Source organism: Roseicyclus mahoneyensis (genome assembly GCF_003148775.1).
In the GTDB taxonomy this organism is placed as follows: Bacteria; Pseudomonadota; Alphaproteobacteria; order Rhodobacterales; family Rhodobacteraceae; genus Roseicyclus; species Roseicyclus mahoneyensis.
On sequence record NZ_QGGW01000003.1, the window covers coordinates 228,846 to 247,312 of the forward strand.

Below are 18,467 nucleotides of genomic sequence, written 5' to 3' on the forward strand. Positions count from 1 at the left end.
CCATGTGCCTGATGGTCTATCTCGGCACCGATGCGCCGCTGGCCGGCTTCGACGCCGTGGCGCCGGGGCAGATCGGCCTCGATCATGGGCCCGGGCGGAAACCGCAGGGGCTTTGCGGCAAGTCGCATGTCGCGAGGGTCGCCGACCGGATGGCCGACGGCTGGAATTGTTCCTGCGTCTTTCTCGACCTCGTGCAGGGCGACGGGGCGACACCGGCCGAGCTTGATCGCCTTGTCGCGGATCACCCCGAGACCGGGACGTTGCACGATGCCTTCGCCACGCTTCGGCAGATCGCCGCGGCGGCGCTGGTCCTCGACCCCGAGGCCTGCCTTCTGTCGTGCTGGAGCGGCGAGGAGGACCTTCCGCCCGCGCTCGAACGGCGGCTGCCGCCCGAGGGGCTGCTGGCCAATCGCTTTCTCTTCGATGATGTTTCCGACGGGGGCACGGGGGGCAATCCGCCGGTTCTGATCCGGCTCTACGCCGACGAAGGGGGGACGCCATGTTCCGAAAGATCCTGATCGCGAACCGGGGCGAGATCGCGTGCCGGGTCATCGACACCTGCAGGCGCATGGGGGTGCGGACGGTCGCTGTCCATTCCGACGCCGATGCGGGCGCGCGCCATGTGGAGATGGCCGATGAGGCCGTCCGGATCGGTGGCCCGCGCCCTGCGGAGAGCTATCTGCGAGGCGATGTGATCATCGCGGCGGCGCAAACCACGGGGGCTGAGGCAATTCATCCGGGCTATGGGTTTCTCAGTGAGAACCCGGAGTTCGTGGAAGCGGTCGAGGCCGCAGGCCTTGCATTCATCGGGCCGAGCGCGGCTGCGATCCGGGCGATGGGGCTCAAGGATGCCGCCAAGGCCCTGATGGAGGCGGCAGGCGTGCCTGTGGTGCCGGGATATCACGGCGCCAGCCAGGACCCCGAGCATCTGGCGGGCGCGGCCGATGCCATAGGCTACCCGGTGCTGATCAAGGCTGTGGCGGGTGGTGGTGGCAAGGGCATGCGGCGGGTGGAGGGACCCGAGGGGTTTTTCGAGGCGCTGGCGAGTGCGCGGGGGGAGGCGGCGACAGCCTTCGGCAATGATGCTGTTCTGGTCGAGAAATATGTGGAAAAGCCGCGCCACATCGAAGTGCAGGTGTTCGGTGACGGGCTGCGCGCGGTCCATCTGTTCGAGCGCGACTGCTCGCTCCAGCGACGCCACCAGAAGGTGATCGAGGAGGCGCCCGCGCCCGGCATGACGCCCGAGATGCGGGCCGCGATGGGGCAGGCCGCCGTGCGCGCGGCCGAGGCCATCGGCTATGCGGGGGCGGGGACGGTGGAGTTCATCGTGGATGCCAGCCGCGGGCTCAGGCCTGACGGGTTCTGGTTCATGGAGATGAACACGCGGCTGCAGGTGGAGCATCCGGTGACCGAGGCCATCACCGGCGTCGATCTGGTCGAATGGCAGTTGCGGGTCGCGGCCGGAGAAGCCTTGCCCTGCGGCCAAGGGGATCTGGCCATCGACGGCCATGCCTTCGAGGCGCGGCTTTATGCCGAGGATGTGCCCAAGGGGTTTCTGCCCGCCACGGGGCGGCTGACGCATCTGCGCTTTCCGCATGGCGCGCGGGCCGAGACCGGGGTGAGGGCCGGGGACGCGATATCGCCGTGGTATGATCCGATGATCGCCAAGATCATCGTCCATGGGCCCACGCGGGCGGTGGCCCTGCGCAAGCTGGAGCAGGCGCTGGCGGGGTGTCAGGTGGCGGGGTCGGTGACGAACCTGTCCTTCTTGCGCCGGTTGGCGGGGCATGCGGGGTTTGCGTCAGGCGATGTCGACACGGGGCTGATCGGGCGCGATCTTGAGGCGCTGGCCGCGGAGCCTGTTCCGTGCACGCGGGCGCGGTCGCTGGCGGCGCTGGGCGCGCTGGGGCTGGACACAGTGGCGGGGCCGGTCGCGGGCTTCACGCTCTGGGCGCCCCTGCGGCGGCGGGTGTCGTTGACCCATGCGGGAGAGGTGTCGGAGGCGGTGGTCGAGGTGCGGCCGGGTGGGCTGTTGCATGTGGAGGTCGGTGGCGCCGTGCATGAGGTTGCGCGTGAGGCGAGCGGCTGGCGCATCGACGGCGCGCAGGTTCCGGCCGAGGTCGTGGTGACGGGTGGTGGCGTGACCGTGTTCTGGGGCAATGGCTACGGCTTCGGGATCGTCGAGCCGCTGGATGTGGCCGCGACCGCGGGCGCGGGCGGGGGCCGCATCGAGGCGCCGATGCCGGGGCTGGTGAAGGCTGTCTTCGTCGCAGTTGGCGACCGGGTGGCGGAGGGCGACCGGCTGGCGGTGCTCGAGGCGATGAAGATGGAGCATTCCTTGACGGCTGCGCGCAACGGGGTCGTGGCCGAGGTGCTGGTGACGGAGGGCGCGCAGGTCGTGGCGGGCGCGGCGCTTATCGTGCTGGAGGAGGAGGAGGCATGATCCGGCTGCATCATGTGCCTTGGGGCCGGTCATTCCGGGTGCTTTGGCTCTTGTGCGAGATGGGAATGCCGCCGGACGAGATCATCCGCTACAGGATCGGGGATCGCGCGATGCGTGGGCCGGGCCTGATGGGCGTCTCGCCCGCCGGGCGGATTCCGGCGCTGGAAATCGACGGGATCACGGTCTTCGAGAGCGGGGCAATCGTGCAGTATCTGTGCGAGACGCGGGAGCATCTGGGCCTTGGGCGCCCGCCGGGGGACGCGGAACGGGTGCGCTACCTCGAGGCGCTGGGGTTTGCCGAGACGCAAGCCTCGCTGATCGAGCAGTTGAACCTAAATCATCTGTTCCTGAGGCCGCCCGCAAGACCCTCGGCCACGGTGGTCAAGCTTAACACGCTCAGGCTCGCCGATACGTTGCGCGCGCTCGAGGGGATGGTGGCGGGCGATTACCTTCTGCCATCGGGGTTTTCAGGGGCCGATGCCATGCTGGGCTTCAACCTCTTCGCCGCGCCCTACTATGTGCGGATGGACCCCTACCCGGGGTTGCTTGCCTATTGGGCGCGGCTGCAGGCCCGGCCCGGGTTTCAGGCGGCCGCGGCGATCGAAGGGCCGCAGGAGTTCTATGCCAAGGCCTTCTACGAGGTACCGGTGGATGGGTGAGCGAGTCGAGATCTTTGAAGTCGGCCCTCGAGACGGGTTGCAAAACGAGAAGCGCCTGATCCCCGTGACGGAAAAGATCGCGCTGGTCGACGCCTTGAGCCGCGCGGGGTTTCAACGGATCGAGGTGACGAGTTTCGTAAGCCCGAAATGGGTGCCGCAGATGGCCGATGCGGCAGAGGTGATGGCGGGGATCACGCGGGCGCCGGGCGTGCGCTACGCCGCGCTTGCGCCCAACCTCAAGGGGTTCGAGGCGGCGGTGACGGCGGGTGTGGATGAGGTGGCGATTTTCGGTGCGGCCTCCGAAGGGTTTTCGCGCGCCAATATCAATGTGGGCATTGCCGAAAGCCTCGAGCGGTTCCGCCCGGTGATGGAGGCGGCACGGGCCGTCGGGATGCCGGTCCGGGGCTATGTCAGTTGCGTCACCGATTGCCCCCATGATGGGCCGGTGGTGCCGGGGGCCGTGGCGCGGGTGGCGGGCGCGCTTTACGCGATGGGCTGTTACGAGGTGTCCTTGGGCGACACCATCGGGGCGGGCAGGCCCGAGACCATCGCGGCAATGTTGCGCGCGGTGGCGGATGTGGTGCCGGTGGACCGGCTGGCGGGGCATTACCACGACACGAAGGGCCGGGCGCTGGGGAATATCGACGCTTCGCTGGAGGCAGGATTGCGGGTTTTTGACACCGCTGTTGGTGGTCTGGGCGGTTGCCCCTATGCGCCGGGCGCGGCAGGGAATGTGGCGACCGAGGCCGTGGCGCGACATCTGGCGGCGCGCGGCTTCGAGACAGGGCTTGATCTGGCGGCCGTCGAGGCGGCGGCGGCGATGGCACGGGGGATGCGGGATGGAGACGCTTGAGCTTGAGCTCGACGGTCGCGGCGTGGCCCGGCTGACGTTGAATCGGCCCGAGGCGCATAATGCGATGGATGGCGCGATGATCGCGGAACTGACCGAGGTCGCCGGGCGTCTTGGCCGCGATCCGGCGGTGCGGGTGGTGGTCCTGACCGGCAACGGGCGGTCGTTTTGCGCGGGCGGCGATCTGGGGTGGATGCAGGCGCAGATGGCGGCCGATGCCGCGACCCGTGCGCGCGAGGCGGGGGCGCTCGCGGTGATGCTGGGTGCGCTCGATACGATGCCCAAACCGCTGATCGGGCGGGTGCAGGGGCAGGCCTTTGGTGGCGGCGTCGGTTTGATGAGTGTCTGCGACGTGGCCATCGGTGTCGAAGGCGCAAAGATCGGGCTGACCGAGGTGCGGCTGGGGCTGATCCCGGCCACCATCGGGCCCTATGTGGTGGCGCGGATGGGGGCGGCGCGGGCGCGGCGGGTGTTTTTCTCTGGCCGTGTCTTCGATGCGGCGGAGGCGGTCGATCTGGGCCTTCTGGCGCGCGCGGTGCCGCAAGACGGGCTTGATGCGGCGGTGGAGGCCGAGATCGCGCCCTACCTGACGGCGGCGCCCGGCGCGGTGGCGGCTGGCAAGCGGCTGGTGGCTGATCTTGCGCCGCCGGTCGATCCGGCGCAGGTGGCGGCCAGCATCGAGGCACTGGTGGCACGCTGGGAAAGTGCCGAGAGCGCCGAGGGGATCGCGGCGTTTTTCGAAAAGCGCAAGGCGGCTTGGGTGGAGTAGGGGGGGCTCTACCCCCTGCCTTCGGCTTCCCCCGGGATATTTTTGAAACAAAGAAGCATGGGAGGGGCGCATGAGGGCAGTCTGGTATGAGCGGTTCGGACCGGCGCGGGAGGTTCTGAGCCTTGGCGAGATGCCCGACCCGGTGGCGGGACCGGGCGAGGTTCTGGTGCGCCTGCACGCCTCGGGGGTGAACCCGTCGGATGTGAAGCTGCGCGCGGGTGCGCGGGCCGGCGCGGTGATGGCCTTTCCGCGCATCGTGCCGCAGTCGGATGGGGCGGGCGTGATCGCGGCGGTCGGGGCGGGGGTAGATGCGGCCCGCGTCGGGGAACGGGTCTGGGTCTGGAATGCAGGCTGGCACAGGGCCTTTGGCACGGCGGCGGAGATGGTCGCGCTGCCCAACGAGCAGGCGGTGCGGTTGCCCGATGGCACATCTTTTGCCGATGGGGCCTGTTTCGGCATTCCGGCAATGACGGCTTGGTATGCGGTTATGGGCGACGGGCCGGTAGCGGGGCAGACGGTGCTGGTGACGGGCGGCGCGGGGACGGTCGGCCGCTATGCGGTGCAGATGGCGCGGGCGGCGGGCGCGCGGGTGATCGCCACTGTATCGTCCGAGGCAAAGGGCGTGCATTCCACCGCAGAGGAGTGGGTGAATTACCGCGAGACCGACGTCACGGGTGCGGTGCTGGAGATGACGGGCGGTGCGGGCGTCGACCGGATCATCGAGGTTGATTTCGGGGCGAACCAGGCGGTCGACCTCGCGTTGATCAAGCCCGGTGGCGTCATTGCCGCCTATGCCAGCGCCGCCGAGATGGTGCCGAGGCTCGAGTTCTACCCCTTCATGTTCAAGAACGCCCGGCTGCACATGTTGATCGTCTATCAGCTGGCCGGGGAGAAGCGGCGCGCGGGCGAACGGCAGTTGACCGACTGGCTCGAGGCGGGCGCGCTGAGCCTTGCCGTCGTGCCGGGTGGCGGGCTGGGCGATTGCGCGGCGGCCCATGACCTTGTCGCCTCGGGGGCCAAGCTGGGGACGGTAGTGCTGGACATCTGACGGTCCGACCGTGCTAGCCTTGTTCCGAGGGCGCCGCCCGGCGGGGAGGCCGGGCCGCCCAGCGGAGGATCAGCGATGACGACATACCCTAGCCTGCACGGGACGGTCGCGGTGCCCGAGGTCTCGATCACGGAGCTGCTGTTCAGGGGCCTCGAGGGGCGCGGGGATGCACCTGCGATCATCGACGGGCCCACGGGGAATGTGCTGAGCGCGGGCGATCTGATGGACCGGATCCGGCGGCTGGCGGGCGGGCTGACCGAACGCGGCGTGCTGCCCGGCGGCACGGTCGCCATCCTTGCCCCCAATATGCCCGAATATCCCATCGTGTTTCACGCCGTGGCATATGGCGGCGGAACCGTCACCACGATCAACCCGACCTATACCGCGCCCGAGATCCATCACCAGCTGGCCGATGCGAGGGCTGTCATGCTGGTCACGATCCCGGCCTTTGTCGAAGTGGCGCGCGCCGCGGTCGAGGGGACGGGCGTGCGCGACATCGTGGTGATCGGGGCGCAAACATGCCTGTCGCTGGACGATGTGATGGGCCGGGCAAAGCAAGCGCAGGTGCCCGTCGATCTGGCGCGCCATGTGGTGGTGCTGCCCTATTCCAGCGGCACGACCGGGCGGCCCAAGGGGGTGATGCTGACCCATCGAAACCTTGTGGCCAATGTCATCCAGTCAGGCGCGGTCGCGGGCATCACGCCTGATGATGTGGCCATCGCCTTTTTGCCGTTCTTCCATATCTACGGCATGACCGTGCTGATGAACCTGTTCTTGCAGCAGCGCGCAAAGCTCGTGACGATGCCGCGCTTTGATCTGGAGATGTTCTTGCGCCTGATCGAGACGCATCGCGCGACGCGGCTCTACATCGTGCCGCCGGTGGCGCTGGCGCTGGCCAAGCATCCGCTGGTGGACCAGTTCGATGTCTCGAGCGTGGTGGAAGTGTTTTCGGGCGCGGCGCCCTTGGGGCCGGAGACCGAAATCGCGGTGGGCGACAGGTTCGGCGCACGCTCGGTGCAGGGCTATGGCATGACCGAGATGAGCCCGATTTCCCACATGACCGTCGCAGGCAACATCCGCCATGGGTCGAGCGGGCAGGCCGTGCCGTCCACCGAATGCCGCATCGTCGATCCGGTGGCGCTGTCGGATATGGCCCCGGGGCAGGAGGGGGAACTGTGGGTCCGCGGGCCGCAGGTGATGCTGGGCTATCTCAACAACCCTGAAGCCACCGCCGAGACCCTGACGCAAGATGGCTGGCTGCGCACCGGCGATCTGGCGGTGATCGATGCGGATGGGTTCATGTTCATCCGCGACAGGCTGAAGGAACTGATCAAGTTCAAGGGGTTTCAGGTCGCGCCTGCCGAGGTGGAGGCGGCACTTTGTGCCCATCCCGGCGTGTCGGATGCCGCCGTGGTGGGCCGGTCTGACGCCGAAGCGGGTGAGGTGCCGGTGGCTTTTGTCGTGCGCGCCCCCGGGGCGGAAGTGGGGCCTGAAGATTTGCGCGCCCATGTCGAGGGCTGCCTTGCCCATTACAAGCATCCGTCGGAATACCGCTTTGTCGACAGCGTTCCGAAATCGGCGAGTGGCAAGATCTTGCGCCGCGAACTGCGGGCGGGCCTTTAGGCCCCGCAGGTGCGGGGATACCGCACTTGAGGCACGGTGCGCGATCGCGGCAGGGTGGTGGTCCGGGCCATCGGTCAAGGCGGAGGATCAGGCGGTAATGAGGTCGGTTCTGACGGCGATGGTGGTGGCGCTCTGGGCATTGCCTGCGCTGGCGCAAGAGACCGGGCAGATGATCATCGAGACCGGCGGAGACAGCCACCTTTTCTCCGCGACAGGCGTCTGGGCGGATGTCCACGGGCTATCGGCCCCGGCGATGGAGATCGAGATCGCGGCCGAGCATGCTGACGGCACGGATGTCTTTCTGAACTTTGTCGTTCTGGACGGGCAGCCGCGCGAGGTGCTGTTCCGGTTGCGTGAGCCTGACACCGCCGATGTCTATGGACGCGAATGGACCGAGGGGCCCGGCTTTCGTGTCGTTCTGTCCGGGCTGCGGCGCGAGGGCGCCGTTGTTACCGTGGTGGGCACGTTTCGCGGGGCGATCGTCGATCCCTTCACGTCAGGCGGGCGGGCGCGCCTCCGCGGCAGCTTCGTCGTGGACCTGGTGGAGCCCTCCTACTCGCCAAGTTGACAGCTGGCGTGCTTTCCCCGATTTGCCGCACCCCGCCCCGTTGACCCCTCTGGCCGTGGAGCGTAAATCAACGGGCACGCGACCGGACCCGCCGGGGGCTTTCCCCGGGCAGACGACCATCCAGCCAAGGCCAGAGGACATCCATGTCGGACCTGCTGACAGCTTACGCCCCGATCCTGATCTTCATGGCCATCGCCATCGGATTGGGACTCGTGCTGATCCTTGCCGCCGTCGTGCTGGCGGTGCGCAACCCCGACCCCGAGAAACTGTCGGCCTATGAATGCGGGTTCAATGCCTTCGACGATGCACGGATGAAGTTCGACGTGCGCTTCTATCTCGTGTCGATCCTGTTCATCATCTTCGATCTCGAGATCGCCTTTCTGTTTCCATGGGCGGTGGCCTTTCCGACGATGTCGGATCTCGCCTTCTGGTCGATGATGGTGTTCCTTGGCGTGCTGACGGTCGGTTTCGCATATGAATGGAAGAAAGGCGCGCTGGAATGGGAGTGATGCCAGAGAAAATCCAGACCGGCACCAACACCGCCGGTCCCGACCGCGAGGTCGCCACCGCCGAGCTGAACCGCAGCCTGCAGGACAAGGGGTTCTTGCTGACCTCGACCGAGGATATCATCAACTGGGCGCGCACAGGCTCGCTGCACTGGATGACCTTCGGTCTGGCCTGTTGCGCGGTCGAGATGATGCACACCTCGATGCCGCGCTATGACGCCGAACGCTTCGGGATCGCGCCGCGCGCAAGCCCACGGCAATCCGACGTGATGATCGTGGCAGGCACGCTGACCAACAAGATGGCGCCCGCGCTGCGCAAGGTTTACGACCAGATGCCGGAACCGCGCTACGTCATCTCGATGGGGTCGTGCGCCAATGGCGGGGGCTATTATCACTACAGCTACAGCGTCGTGCGCGGCTGCGACCGGATCGTGCCGGTCGACATCTACGTGCCGGGCTGCCCGCCGACCGCCGAAGCGCTGCTCTATGGCATCTTGCAGTTGCAGCGGAAGATCCGCCGCACCGGAACGATCACGCGCTGACGCCCCTTTGGGCGCGAAGGAGACGGACATGAGCGTCGAGGCCTTGAGCGAACTGGCCGCCTATATCTCGGAACGGCAGTCCGACGCCGTGCTGGGCACGACCGTGTCCGCGCATGGCGAGTTGACGGTCGAGATCGTGCCGGTGGCCGTGCCTGAGTTCATCGACTGGCTCCGCGGTGATCCCAACTGCAAGTTCTCGACGCTGATCGACATCACGGCGGTCGACTGGCCCGAGCGTGACCGCCGTTTCGACGTGGTCTGGCATTTTCTGAGCATGCACCAGAACCAGCGCATCCGGGTCAAGACCGCGCTGCGCGACGACGAGATGCTGCCCTCGATCACCGGCATCCACCCCGGCGCGGGCTGGTACGAGCGCGAGGTCTACGACATGTTCGGCATCTTGTTCACAGGCCATGCCGACCTGCGCCGCCTGCTGACCGACTACGGGTTCCGCGGCCACCCGCTGCGCAAGGATTTCCCGACCACGGGCTACACCGAGGTGCGCTATGACGACGTGCTGAAACGCGTGGTCTACGAGCCGGTGAAGCTGGTGCAGGAATACCGCCAGTTCGACTTCATGTCGCCGTGGGAAGGCGCCGAGTATGTCCTGCCGGGCGATGAGAAGGCCAAGGGGGCGGCGAAATGAGCCGGACCGGCGAAACGCTGTTCTACTGCATCGGCGCGCAGAAAGCCGGTACGACCTGGCTGAGCAAGTATCTCGGCCAACATCCAGAGGTTTTTGTGCCCCATCACAAGGAGATGGACTATTTCTTCAGTCTTCAAGCAGGCAACAAGCGCCAGCAGATCCGAAGACGTCTGCAGATCCTTTTGAAGGATTGCGTGACACAGGGTTCAAACGGTGCCTTGCGCGAAGACTTTCCGCTCGATCGGATTGCGGAGCTTAGTAATCTCATCGCTGTCTTGGGCGGAAAGGCGGACTACTTAAGCCTGTTTCATGCCCGCGCTCCGGGCGTAAAGGCTTTTGGTGACCTGTCACCCTCCTACAGCCTTTTGGCCCGCGAGGCCTATACAGACATGGCCGGCCGCCATCCCGATACCCGCTTCATTTTCTTGATGCGTGATCCGGTCATGCGATTTTGGTCATCCGTCCGAATGTGGTATGCCAGCAATGCCGAAACGCGGGCAACCAAATCCATTCAGGAACTTTTTTACGACCGTTTGCGTGTGCCGACCGACCATCTTGTCCTGTTCTCTCGGTATGGCCGGGTCATCAACGAGCTGGAATCCGTCGTGCCGCGCGAGCGTATCCATTACGATTTCTACGAACACATCTTCAGTCCGCACGGCCAGAGCCATCTCGACAAGCTCACCGATTTCCTCGGCGTATCCCGCCGCGAGGGCGCGCTGGACAGAAAGGTCTGGGAAACCGACACAACGCATGCAAGCCAATCCGACCTGACGCAGACCATGCGCGATGACGCGCGCGAGGTCTTCGATCAGGTCTACAAGGTGGTGCGCGCGCGCTTCGGCGATGCGGCACCCGCATCGTGGTTGTGGGAGACCGACACCAAGGCCACGGTCGCATCCGCAGGGGGATCGAGATCATGATGGACGGCAGCATCGAGACACGGCGCGGGTTTCAGGACGTCGAGACCGGCGAACAGCAGATCCGCAACTTCAATATCAACTTCGGGCCCCAGCACCCGGCGGCGCATGGCGTGCTGCGCCTCGTGCTGGAGCTGGACGGCGAGATCTGCGAACGCTGCGACCCGCATATCGGCCTTCTGCACCGTGGCACCGAAAAACTGATGGAAAGCCGCACCTACCTGCAGAACCTGCCCTATTTCGACCGGCTTGATTATGTTGGCACGATGAACCAGGAACATGCTTGGGTGCTGGCCATCGAGAAGCTGACGCGCACGCCCGTGCCGCGCCGCGCGCAACTGATCCGCGTACTTTACTGCGAGATCGGGCGCATCCTGAACCATCTGCTCAACGTCACCACGCAGGCGCTGGACGTGGGCGCGCTGACGCCGCCGCTCTGGGGGTTTGAGGAACGCGAGAAGCTGATGATCTTCTACGAGCGCGCCTGCGGGGCGCGGCTTCACGCCGCCTATTTCCGCCCCGGCGGCGTGCATCAGGATCTGCCGCCCGCGCTGATCGCGGATATCGACACCTGGGCCGATGAGTTTCCCAATGCGCTGGCCGACATCGACACGCTTCTGACCGAAAACCGCATCTTCAAGCAGCGCAATGTCGATATCGGCGTGGTGACCGAGCAAGATATCTTCGATTGGGGCTTTTCCGGCGTGATGGCGCGCGGATCGGGTCTGGCCTGGGATCTGCGGCGCGCGCAGCCTTATGAATGCTACGACGAGTTCGACTTCCAGATCCCGGTCGGCAAGAACGGCGATTGCTACGACCGCTACCTGTGCCGGATGGCCGAGATGCGGGAATCGACAAAAATCATAAAGCAGGCCTGCGCCAAGCTGCGCGAGCCCGAAAATCAGGGCCCAGTGATGACGCGCGGCAAGATCAGCCCGCCGCCGCGCGCCGAGATGAAGACCTCGATGGAGGCGCTGATCCATCACTTCAAACTTTACACCGAGGGCTTCCACGTCCCCGAGGGCGAGATCTACGCCTGCGTCGAGGCGCCCAAGGGTGAATTCGGCGTCTATCTTGTGGCCGATGGCACCAACAAACCCTACCGCGCGAAACTGCGCGCGCCGGGCTTCGCGCATCTGCAGGCGATGGATCACCTGTGCCGCGGTCACCAGCTGGCGGATGTGTCGGCGATCCTCGGCTCGCTCGACATCGTGTTCGGCGAAGTGGACCGGTGAATACGCCCTTCCGTCTCTTCTCTGTTTGAAAAATATCCCCGCCGGAGGCTCCCGCAGCTTCAACCGCCGTACAAGATGACCAGTTAGGACCGCTCACCAGATGCTTCGCCGCCTCCACCCCGACCAGCCCGCCAGCTTCGCCTTCACCCCCGCCAACCAGGCCTGGGCCGAGGCGCAGATCACCAAATACCCCGAGGGGCGGCAGGCCAGCGCCATCATCCCGCTTTTGTGGCGCGCGCAGGAGCAGGAGGGCTGGCTGACCCGGCCCGCGATCGAGCATGTGGCCGAGATGCTGGGCCTTGCCCATATCCGTGCGCTCGAGGTCGCGACGTTTTACTTTATGTTCCAGCTGCAGCCCGTCGGCAGCGTTGCGCATCTGCAGATCTGCGGCACCACGACCTGCATGATCTGCGGCGCCGAGGATCTGATCGCGGTCTGCCGCGACAAGATCGCCCCCAAGGCGCACCAGCTGTCGGCCGATGGAAAGTTCAGCTGGGAAGAGGTGGAATGTCTGGGCGCCTGCGCCAATGCGCCGATGGCCCAGATCGGCAAGGACTATTACGAGGATCTGACGGCCGCGAAACTGGCCCATATCATCGACGAGATGGCAGCCGGTCGCGTCCCCACGCCCGGGCCGCAAAACGGGCGCTACGCCTCCGAGCCCGCGGGCGGGCTGACCTCGCTCAAGGATCATGAGGCAGGGCGCGATGTGCTCAACACCTCTGCACGGCTGGCGGTCGACCTTGGCGACACGATCAAGCGGATCGACGGCACCGAGGTGCCTTTGTTGGCGCCATGGGGCAAGCAGTCGGGCAGCGATGTCGCTGTGGCGGAACGTGCCACCCGCACGCCCGATCCGCGACCGTCGGCGGGCAAACCCGCGGACCGGACGGGCGTGACCGAACAGGCCGCGCAAGCCGAGGCCACGGCGCGTCCGACCCACGAGGCCGTGCCGGGCGCTGCGCCCGAAGCCGAGCCCGAGCGTCTGATCGCCCCGCGCGCCGGGACAGCGGCCGATGATCTCAAGAAGATCTCGGGCGTGGGCCCCAAGCTCGAAGGTCTGCTGAACGAGATGGGTTTTTGGCATTTCGACCAGATCGCCGCCTGGACGCCCGAACAGGTCGCCTGGGTCGATGCGCGCCTTCAATTCAAGGGCCGGATCGAGCGTGACGACTGGATCGGACAGGCGGCATCGCTGGCCGGGTCGCGCTGACCCCATAGCGAGGCCACTATGTCGCGGCCCGGGCCACTGGTCGTCAGCGCGGTCATGCTTAACTTGATGTCGGAACGACCGTTCTGGAGTTGAAATCAATGACAAAAATGACAACCGGGCGCCGGTTCATGCTGATCACGGCAGTCTGGACCCTGTCGGCGATCATGGGCCTGACCGTGGCCCTTGCCGCCGTGGGTTGGCTTGGCCTGTGGGTTGCCGTGGGCGCCTTCGCGGGTCTTGGGACCACGGTCGTCGGCGGCGTTCTGGGGCAGTTCCTGTTCGCGACCGACTTCGATGGCATGATCGAAGGACAGCGCGCGCAGGCAACAGACCGCGACACAACGTCCTAAAGGGGCGAGACAAACGGGTTTCCCCGGGCTAAACATGCGCCAAGCGACATGTAACGGGGGGATCTGTTATGAACTCGACGCCAAGCGGCCTGATCAATCTGGCCATTGTCTGGGGCGTGGCATCGGCGGCGGGCTTTGCCGGAATGGCGGCGCTTATGCTGCTTGGGGATTGGACACTGCTTCAGGCGCTGTTTGCAGCTGCGATCATCTTCTTCATTCTGGGCGTTGTCCTGTCCTTGATGTTCCTGTCGCCCTTGCCTGGCCCGGTGCCTGCCGGAAGCGCGGGTTGGGGCGGCAAGACGACGGAGGTGTCCAAGGCCGCCCATGGGGCCGCCGCGACCCCTGCCGCCGCACCCAAGGAAGCGGCACCGGCGGCCGAGGCGGTCACGACCGAAACCGCAACAGCCGCCGCCGCGCCCGAGCCTGTGGCCGCACCGTCAAGCGCACCCGCCGAGGTGACGGACGCCGTCGGCACCCGCCCTGCCGCGCTTGATGGCCCGCGCGCGGGCGGTGCGGACGATCTCAAGCGGATCAAGGGCATCGGCCCCAAGCTGGAGCAACTGTGCCACAGGCTCGGCTTCTACCATTTCGACCAGATCGCGGCATGGACCCCGGCCGAGGTCGCATGGGTCGACGAGAACCTTGAAGGCTTCAAGGGCCGCGTGACCCGCGACACATGGGTGGCGCAGGCGCGGGTTCTGGCGGCCGGTGGCGACACGGAATTTTCGCGCAAAGTCGACGATGGCGACGTATACTGATCCTCCGGAGGGGTGGTGACCACCAGACCCGAAGCGTGTGGACATGACCATGACTGAGGCGATGTGGCTGCGCGGGCAGGCTGCGCAGCGGGATTTTTTTCACCTTGTTGTCTTCGGCACGGCCTTTGTGGGGGCCGCTGCCGTGCAGGCCATTGCCCTTGGCCTGACAGCGCCGCGTTCCTATTGGGCCGCGCTTGGCCGCGCAGCAGCGGCCCCGCCCCGTTTGCGGTCGAAACCGCCGCGCAAATCCGTGGCGGAGGTTGTCAAGCTGACGCCGCCCGCTCTGGTCGTGCCTGACGCACCCCGGATACCTCGGGCCGCGCCTGCGCCGACCGACCCCGAAGCGACCGCGACCGCCTCTCAGCATCTGCGGGATGCCCCGCGCGGCGGCGTGGCCGATGACCTGACGAGGCTCAAGGGCGTCGGCCCCAAGCTGGAGGCCGCGCTCAACGAGTTCGGGATCTACCGTTTCGACCAGATCGCTGCGCTGGACGAGGAGGGGATCGCCTGGCTCGACGCGCAGCAAAAGGGGTTTCGCATGATCTGCGCCCGCCACGATATCGTCGCGCAGGCCCGCGCGCTGGTCTGACCCTCCGCGGTCCGGGACGCCGAGGATTGCCCCGGCCACGGCACTTCCGCTAAAGCGGGCGGCAGGCGATCCAAGGCAAGGCCCGTGATGGCACCGCGACCCAAGACCCCCAAGATCGAAACAGACACCGAGCGCCGCCGCCTTGGCCAGATCCGGCTGGCGGCCTTCGTGATGGCCGCCACCATGGTGCTGTGGATGGGGGCCAGTTTCCTCGGCGGACGGTTGGGCCTGCCGCCGCGCTTTGCCTTCCTGATCGACCTTGCGGCGATTGCCGCACTGGTCTGGGCGCTATTTGTGACATATTGGGTGTGGAAAGCGCGGCGCGCAGATCGCTGACGCAAGCCATGCGGCCTGCCAGACCCGGGCCCCAGACACGCGAGAGAGGCCATATGCTTCAGGACAAGGACCGGATCTTCACCAATATCTACGGCATGCACGACCGCAGCCTCAAGGGTGCGATGGCGCGTGGCCATTGGGATGGCACCAAGGACATCATCGCCCTTGGACGAGACAAGATCGTCGAGATCATGAAAGCCAGCGGCCTGCGCGGGCGCGGCGGCGCGGGTTTCCCCACGGGTCTCAAATGGTCTTTCATGCCCAAGGAATCGGACGGGCGGCCAAGCTATCTGGTCGTGAACGCCGACGAGAGCGAACCGGGCACCTGCAAGGACCGGGAGATCATGCGCAATGATCCCCACACCTTGATCGAGGGCTGCCTGATCGCCAGTTTCGCCATGCAGGCGCATGCCTCCTACATCTACATCCGCGGCGAATACATCCGCGAGCGCGAGGCGCTGCAGGCCGCAATCGACGAATGCTACGAGGCCGGGTTGCTGGGTAAGAATGCCGCGAAATCCGGCTGGGATTTTGACCTTTACCTGCATCACGGGGCCGGGGCCTATATCTGCGGCGAGGAAACGGCGCTGCTCGAATCCCTCGAAGGGCGAAAGGGCATGCCGCGGATGAAGCCGCCGTTCCCGGCTGGCGCGGGCCTTTATGGCTGCCCCACGACCGTCAACAACGTCGAATCCATCGCTGTAGCCCCCACAATTCTGCGCCGTGGCGCGGAATGGTTCGCGGGCTTTGGCCGCCCCAACAACGCGGGCACCAAGCTGTTTGCGATCTCGGGCCATGTGAACAACCCCTGTGTCGTCGAGGAAGCCATGAGCATCCCCTTCGACGAGCTGATCGAGCGCCATTGCGGCGGCATCCGCGGCGGTTGGGACAATCTCAAGGCCGTGATCCCCGGCGGGTCGTCGGTGCCGATGCTGCCGGCCGCCGTGATGCGCGAGGGCGCGATCATGGATTTCGACTGGCTGCGCGAACAGCGCTCGGGACTTGGAACAGCGGCGGTGATCGTGATGGACCAGTCCACCGACATCATCAAGGCGATCTGGCGGCTGTCCAAATTCTACAAGCACGAATCCTGCGGTCAGTGCACGCCTTGCCGCGAGGGCACGGGCTGGATGATGCGGGTGATGGACCGTCTGGTGAAGGGCGAGGCCGAGGTGTCGGAAATCGACATGCTCCTCGATGTCACCAAGCAAGTCGAGGGGCACACGATCTGCGCCTTGGGTGATGCGGCGGCCTGGCCGATCCAGGGCCTCGTGCGCCATTTCCGCCACGAGATCGAGGACCGTATCCGCGTGAAACGCGGCGGCACGGTCGAGATTGCCGCCGAATGACTGCCCTGCGGGCCGCCTGCCTGTGTCTGCTGATCTTGTCGGGCTGCACGCCGGTCGCCGTTGCGCCCGCCCTGATCGCGACGCAGACCCAGCTTGAGGTCGGCGGCCTGAACGGGCGCGTGCCCTATAGCCAGAGCCTGCCTGCGATCGAAGTGCGCCGGAGCGACGGCACCGGCTTGGTCCGCGACGAGTGGGTCGCCGCCGAAACCGCCGCGGCGGCCCATTGCACGGGATTGGGTGCCACCTATGAACGCCTGCCGCCCGCGCGCGACTACACCCAGATCCGGCTTGATGATGGGGTGTTCTACTTCATGGCCCGCTGCCTGCGCTGAACCCGGCTGTTACCGGCGGACGCTTGACGCACAGGGACGGATGGGCGAGACCGGAGCAGGGCGATGTCGCGCCCGGGCTGTGCTGGCAAACGGAAGACCCATGACGAAGAAGATCCTGCGTCCTGTGATGGTCCTCGGCGTGGTGGCTTTGGTCACCGCCTGTGGCGCGCGCGATCAGGGGCCGCGCGGCGTGGGCCTGCCCTTTGACGCGCGTCTGTCCGAGGGCGAGACGCGGCGCGATTTCTCGGTTCTGGTGCGCGCGCCGGGTGCGACGCTGGAGCAGGCGCGCGAAAGTGCCCGCTATGAGGCGACGCGCCATTGCATCGAACAGACCGGGTTTTCCGATGCCATTTGGGCGATCGACCCCGCGACCGGCGAATGGGCGGTGGCGCGCAGCGCCGCGGGCGAGCCCGTGGTGTCGGGCCGCTGCGCCCGGCGGTAAGGGATGGCGTTCGGCCTTGGTCTCCGTGATCGGGGTCGGCCGAACCCAGGCCTTTGTTCGGAATGCGGCCATGCCAATGCGCTCGGGTTCGGCTCCATGACCTGTGACGGATGCGGCGCGAAGATTGCCGAGGATCCGCTAGAGCGTGCCATGGCCTCACGACGCAAGGAAGCAAGGGCGCGGCGCGCCCGCGAGGGTCTTTCGGGGGACAGAGCACGCCACCGACTCGAACTGAAGGTCATGGGGGCCGTGTTCGCGCTGATCGCCGTCGCCGGGGTCGTCTGGTGGATGGGCTAGGCCGACATCTGTGGCCAATTCGACTCAAGTCGTGGCAAAGCGCGGCGCCCGATGTTGTGAATACTGCTCTTTTTCCCTAGATTCACACCCATAAGAGTGATCCGACCCATCGAAAGAGGTCGGGCAGGGCAAGGGCAGCAAGGGCATCGGTACATGGTACGTCTGTATTGGTACGGGCTTGCGATCATCTATATGGCGGCCTGTGCCGCCGGGATGGTCTTGGGGTATACATGGGGCATCGGCGGCTCGATCCTCGGGATCGTGCTGGGCGCCATGATGGCATCGGGCGTGGCGATGGCGCTCAACACACCCGAACGGATGGAGGCCGCGATCTACGGCATCCTCTCGATGGTCTTCATCACCGGTCTTGTCTGGCTGATCGTCACCTTCTGGGGTGTGCGGATTTAAGCGCATTCTGGCAAGGCGATAAGCGAGCCGGCGCTCAGCCGGGTTCGCGTCTCGTGCCTGATATTGAATAACCGATGGCGATTTCCCCATGTCGGCGGCGGGACCACAGGCAACCAAAGGCAAGACCAAGATGAAACCCTATGCCAAAGTCATGGCGATCTCGATCCTTGTGATCGCAACCGGCCTGCTCACGACCGTCGGGTCGGCACGCGCCGACCAATATGCTGCGCTGCGCACCGACGGACGGCTTCACAACGGACTTTTGGCCGTCACCATCGGGCGGCACATCGAACGCACCTGCCCCTCCATCGACCGCCGCAGCCTTGCCGCGAACGCCTTTTTGCTGGGGCTGGCCAATCACGCCATGGGCCTTGGTTACAGCCGCGCCGAGGTGACGGCTTATGTCGAGGATGACACTGAGCAGGCGCGCTATATTGCCTTGGCGCGGCAATACTTTGCCGAACGCGGCGTGATGTCGGATGCGGATGCCGACGGCGCCTGCCGCGTGGGCCGCGACGAAATCGCCGCCGGTTCGCCCATTGGCAGACTGCTCCGGTAGGTCTAAAAGCGGCTCCAACCAAGAC

General features: G+C 66.1%; 23 protein-coding genes. All 23 read left to right on the plus strand.

Annotated features, from left to right (window positions below):
* Window positions 1–2 precede the first annotated feature (2 nt).
* The 23 genes from C7455_RS08220 (at window position 3) to C7455_RS08335 (ending at window position 18,442) form a co-directional block, all read left to right on the plus strand.
* Window positions 3–518 (plus strand): hypothetical protein, encoded by a 516-nt coding sequence (locus C7455_RS08220; RefSeq protein ID WP_109667251.1) that lies wholly within the window; start codon window positions 3–5, stop codon window positions 516–518.
* Window positions 500–2,443, plus strand: a complete 1,944-nt coding sequence (locus tag C7455_RS08225) for an acetyl-CoA carboxylase biotin carboxylase subunit (RefSeq protein ID WP_109667252.1) — start codon at window positions 500–502, stop codon at window positions 2,441–2,443. The genes C7455_RS08220 and C7455_RS08225 overlap by 19 nt, the downstream gene beginning before the upstream one ends.
* Window positions 2,440–3,102 carry a glutathione S-transferase family protein gene (locus C7455_RS08230; RefSeq protein ID WP_109667254.1) on the plus strand — a complete coding sequence of 221 codons (663 nt, stop codon included), beginning with the start codon at window positions 2,440–2,442 and terminating at the stop codon, window positions 3,100–3,102. The genes C7455_RS08225 and C7455_RS08230 overlap by 4 nt, the downstream gene beginning before the upstream one ends.
* Window positions 3,095–3,955: a hydroxymethylglutaryl-CoA lyase gene (locus C7455_RS08235; RefSeq protein ID WP_109667255.1), complete on the plus strand. Its 861-nt coding sequence runs from the start codon at window positions 3,095–3,097 to the stop codon at window positions 3,953–3,955. The genes C7455_RS08230 and C7455_RS08235 overlap by 8 nt, the downstream gene beginning before the upstream one ends.
* Window positions 3,942–4,721 carry a crotonase/enoyl-CoA hydratase family protein gene (locus C7455_RS08240; RefSeq protein ID WP_109667257.1) on the plus strand — a complete coding sequence of 260 codons (780 nt, stop codon included), beginning with the start codon at window positions 3,942–3,944 and terminating at the stop codon, window positions 4,719–4,721. The genes C7455_RS08235 and C7455_RS08240 overlap by 14 nt, the downstream gene beginning before the upstream one ends.
* A gap of 70 nt (window positions 4,722–4,791) precedes the next feature.
* Window positions 4,792–5,769: an NADPH:quinone reductase gene (locus tag C7455_RS08245; protein WP_109667258.1), complete on the plus strand. Its 978-nt coding sequence runs from the start codon at window positions 4,792–4,794 to the stop codon at window positions 5,767–5,769.
* A 75-nt stretch (window positions 5,770–5,844) separates the two neighbouring features.
* Window positions 5,845–7,392 carry an AMP-binding protein gene (locus C7455_RS08250; protein ID WP_109667260.1) on the plus strand — a complete coding sequence of 516 codons (1,548 nt, stop codon included), beginning with the start codon at window positions 5,845–5,847 and terminating at the stop codon, window positions 7,390–7,392.
* Window positions 7,393–7,489: 97 nt separating this feature from the next.
* On the plus strand, window positions 7,490–7,960 hold the full coding sequence (locus C7455_RS08255; RefSeq protein WP_109667262.1) for a hypothetical protein: 471 nt from the start codon (window positions 7,490–7,492) through the stop codon (window positions 7,958–7,960).
* Window positions 7,961–8,103: 143 nt separating this feature from the next.
* Window positions 8,104–8,469: an NADH-quinone oxidoreductase subunit A gene (locus C7455_RS08260; RefSeq protein ID WP_109667263.1), complete on the plus strand. Its 366-nt coding sequence runs from the start codon at window positions 8,104–8,106 to the stop codon at window positions 8,467–8,469.
* Window positions 8,469–9,008: a NuoB/complex I 20 kDa subunit family protein gene (locus tag C7455_RS08265; RefSeq protein ID WP_109667265.1), complete on the plus strand. Its 540-nt coding sequence runs from the start codon at window positions 8,469–8,471 to the stop codon at window positions 9,006–9,008. The genes C7455_RS08260 and C7455_RS08265 overlap by 1 nt, the downstream gene beginning before the upstream one ends.
* A 28-nt stretch (window positions 9,009–9,036) precedes the next feature.
* Complete coding sequence (locus tag C7455_RS08270; protein WP_109667266.1) at window positions 9,037–9,654, plus strand: NADH-quinone oxidoreductase subunit C; 618 nt, start codon at window positions 9,037–9,039, stop codon at window positions 9,652–9,654.
* Window positions 9,651–10,577 carry a sulfotransferase gene (locus C7455_RS08275; RefSeq protein ID WP_109667268.1) on the plus strand — a complete coding sequence of 309 codons (927 nt, stop codon included), beginning with the start codon at window positions 9,651–9,653 and terminating at the stop codon, window positions 10,575–10,577. Before C7455_RS08270 ends, C7455_RS08275 begins: the two co-directional genes overlap by 4 nt.
* A complete protein-coding gene (locus tag C7455_RS08280) occupies window positions 10,574–11,809 on the plus strand; it encodes an NADH-quinone oxidoreductase subunit D (protein WP_425450634.1) in 1,236 nt (411 codons plus the stop codon). Before C7455_RS08275 ends, C7455_RS08280 begins: the two co-directional genes overlap by 4 nt.
* A 100-nt stretch (window positions 11,810–11,909) precedes the next feature.
* A complete protein-coding gene (locus C7455_RS08285) occupies window positions 11,910–13,022 on the plus strand; it encodes an NADH-quinone oxidoreductase subunit E (protein ID WP_109667271.1) in 1,113 nt (370 codons plus the stop codon).
* Window positions 13,023–13,120: 98 nt separating this feature from the next.
* On the plus strand, window positions 13,121–13,372 hold the full coding sequence (locus C7455_RS08290) for a hypothetical protein (protein ID WP_109667272.1): 252 nt from the start codon (window positions 13,121–13,123) through the stop codon (window positions 13,370–13,372).
* Between the two features lie 68 nt (window positions 13,373–13,440).
* Complete coding sequence (locus C7455_RS20640) at window positions 13,441–14,130, plus strand: NADH:ubiquinone oxidoreductase (RefSeq protein WP_109667274.1); 690 nt, start codon at window positions 13,441–13,443, stop codon at window positions 14,128–14,130.
* Window positions 14,131–14,173: 43 nt separating this feature from the next.
* The gene (locus tag C7455_RS20320) at window positions 14,174–14,719 is read left to right on the plus strand and encodes a hypothetical protein (RefSeq protein ID WP_211315467.1); all 546 of its coding nucleotides are present in this window, start codon (window positions 14,174–14,176) and stop codon (window positions 14,717–14,719) included.
* Between the two features lie 87 nt (window positions 14,720–14,806).
* Window positions 14,807–15,055, plus strand: a complete 249-nt coding sequence (locus C7455_RS08305; protein ID WP_109667276.1) for a DUF5337 domain-containing protein — start codon at window positions 14,807–14,809, stop codon at window positions 15,053–15,055.
* Window positions 15,056–15,108: 53 nt separating this feature from the next.
* Window positions 15,109–16,404 carry an NADH-quinone oxidoreductase subunit NuoF gene (gene nuoF, locus C7455_RS08310; protein ID WP_109667277.1) on the plus strand — a complete coding sequence of 432 codons (1,296 nt, stop codon included), beginning with the start codon at window positions 15,109–15,111 and terminating at the stop codon, window positions 16,402–16,404.
* Complete coding sequence (locus tag C7455_RS08315) at window positions 16,401–16,736, plus strand: hypothetical protein (RefSeq protein ID WP_109667279.1); 336 nt, start codon at window positions 16,401–16,403, stop codon at window positions 16,734–16,736. Before nuoF ends, C7455_RS08315 begins: the two co-directional genes overlap by 4 nt.
* A gap of 100 nt (window positions 16,737–16,836) precedes the next feature.
* Complete coding sequence (locus C7455_RS08320; protein ID WP_109667280.1) at window positions 16,837–17,178, plus strand: hypothetical protein; 342 nt, start codon at window positions 16,837–16,839, stop codon at window positions 17,176–17,178.
* A gap of 450 nt (window positions 17,179–17,628) precedes the next feature.
* Window positions 17,629–17,883 carry a hypothetical protein gene (locus tag C7455_RS08330; protein ID WP_109667283.1) on the plus strand — a complete coding sequence of 85 codons (255 nt, stop codon included), beginning with the start codon at window positions 17,629–17,631 and terminating at the stop codon, window positions 17,881–17,883.
* 130 nt (window positions 17,884–18,013) lie between these two features.
* Window positions 18,014–18,442, plus strand: coding sequence for a DUF5333 domain-containing protein (locus tag C7455_RS08335; protein ID WP_146199959.1), 429 nt, complete (start codon window positions 18,014–18,016; stop codon window positions 18,440–18,442).
* Window positions 18,443–18,467: the final 25 nt, after the last annotated feature.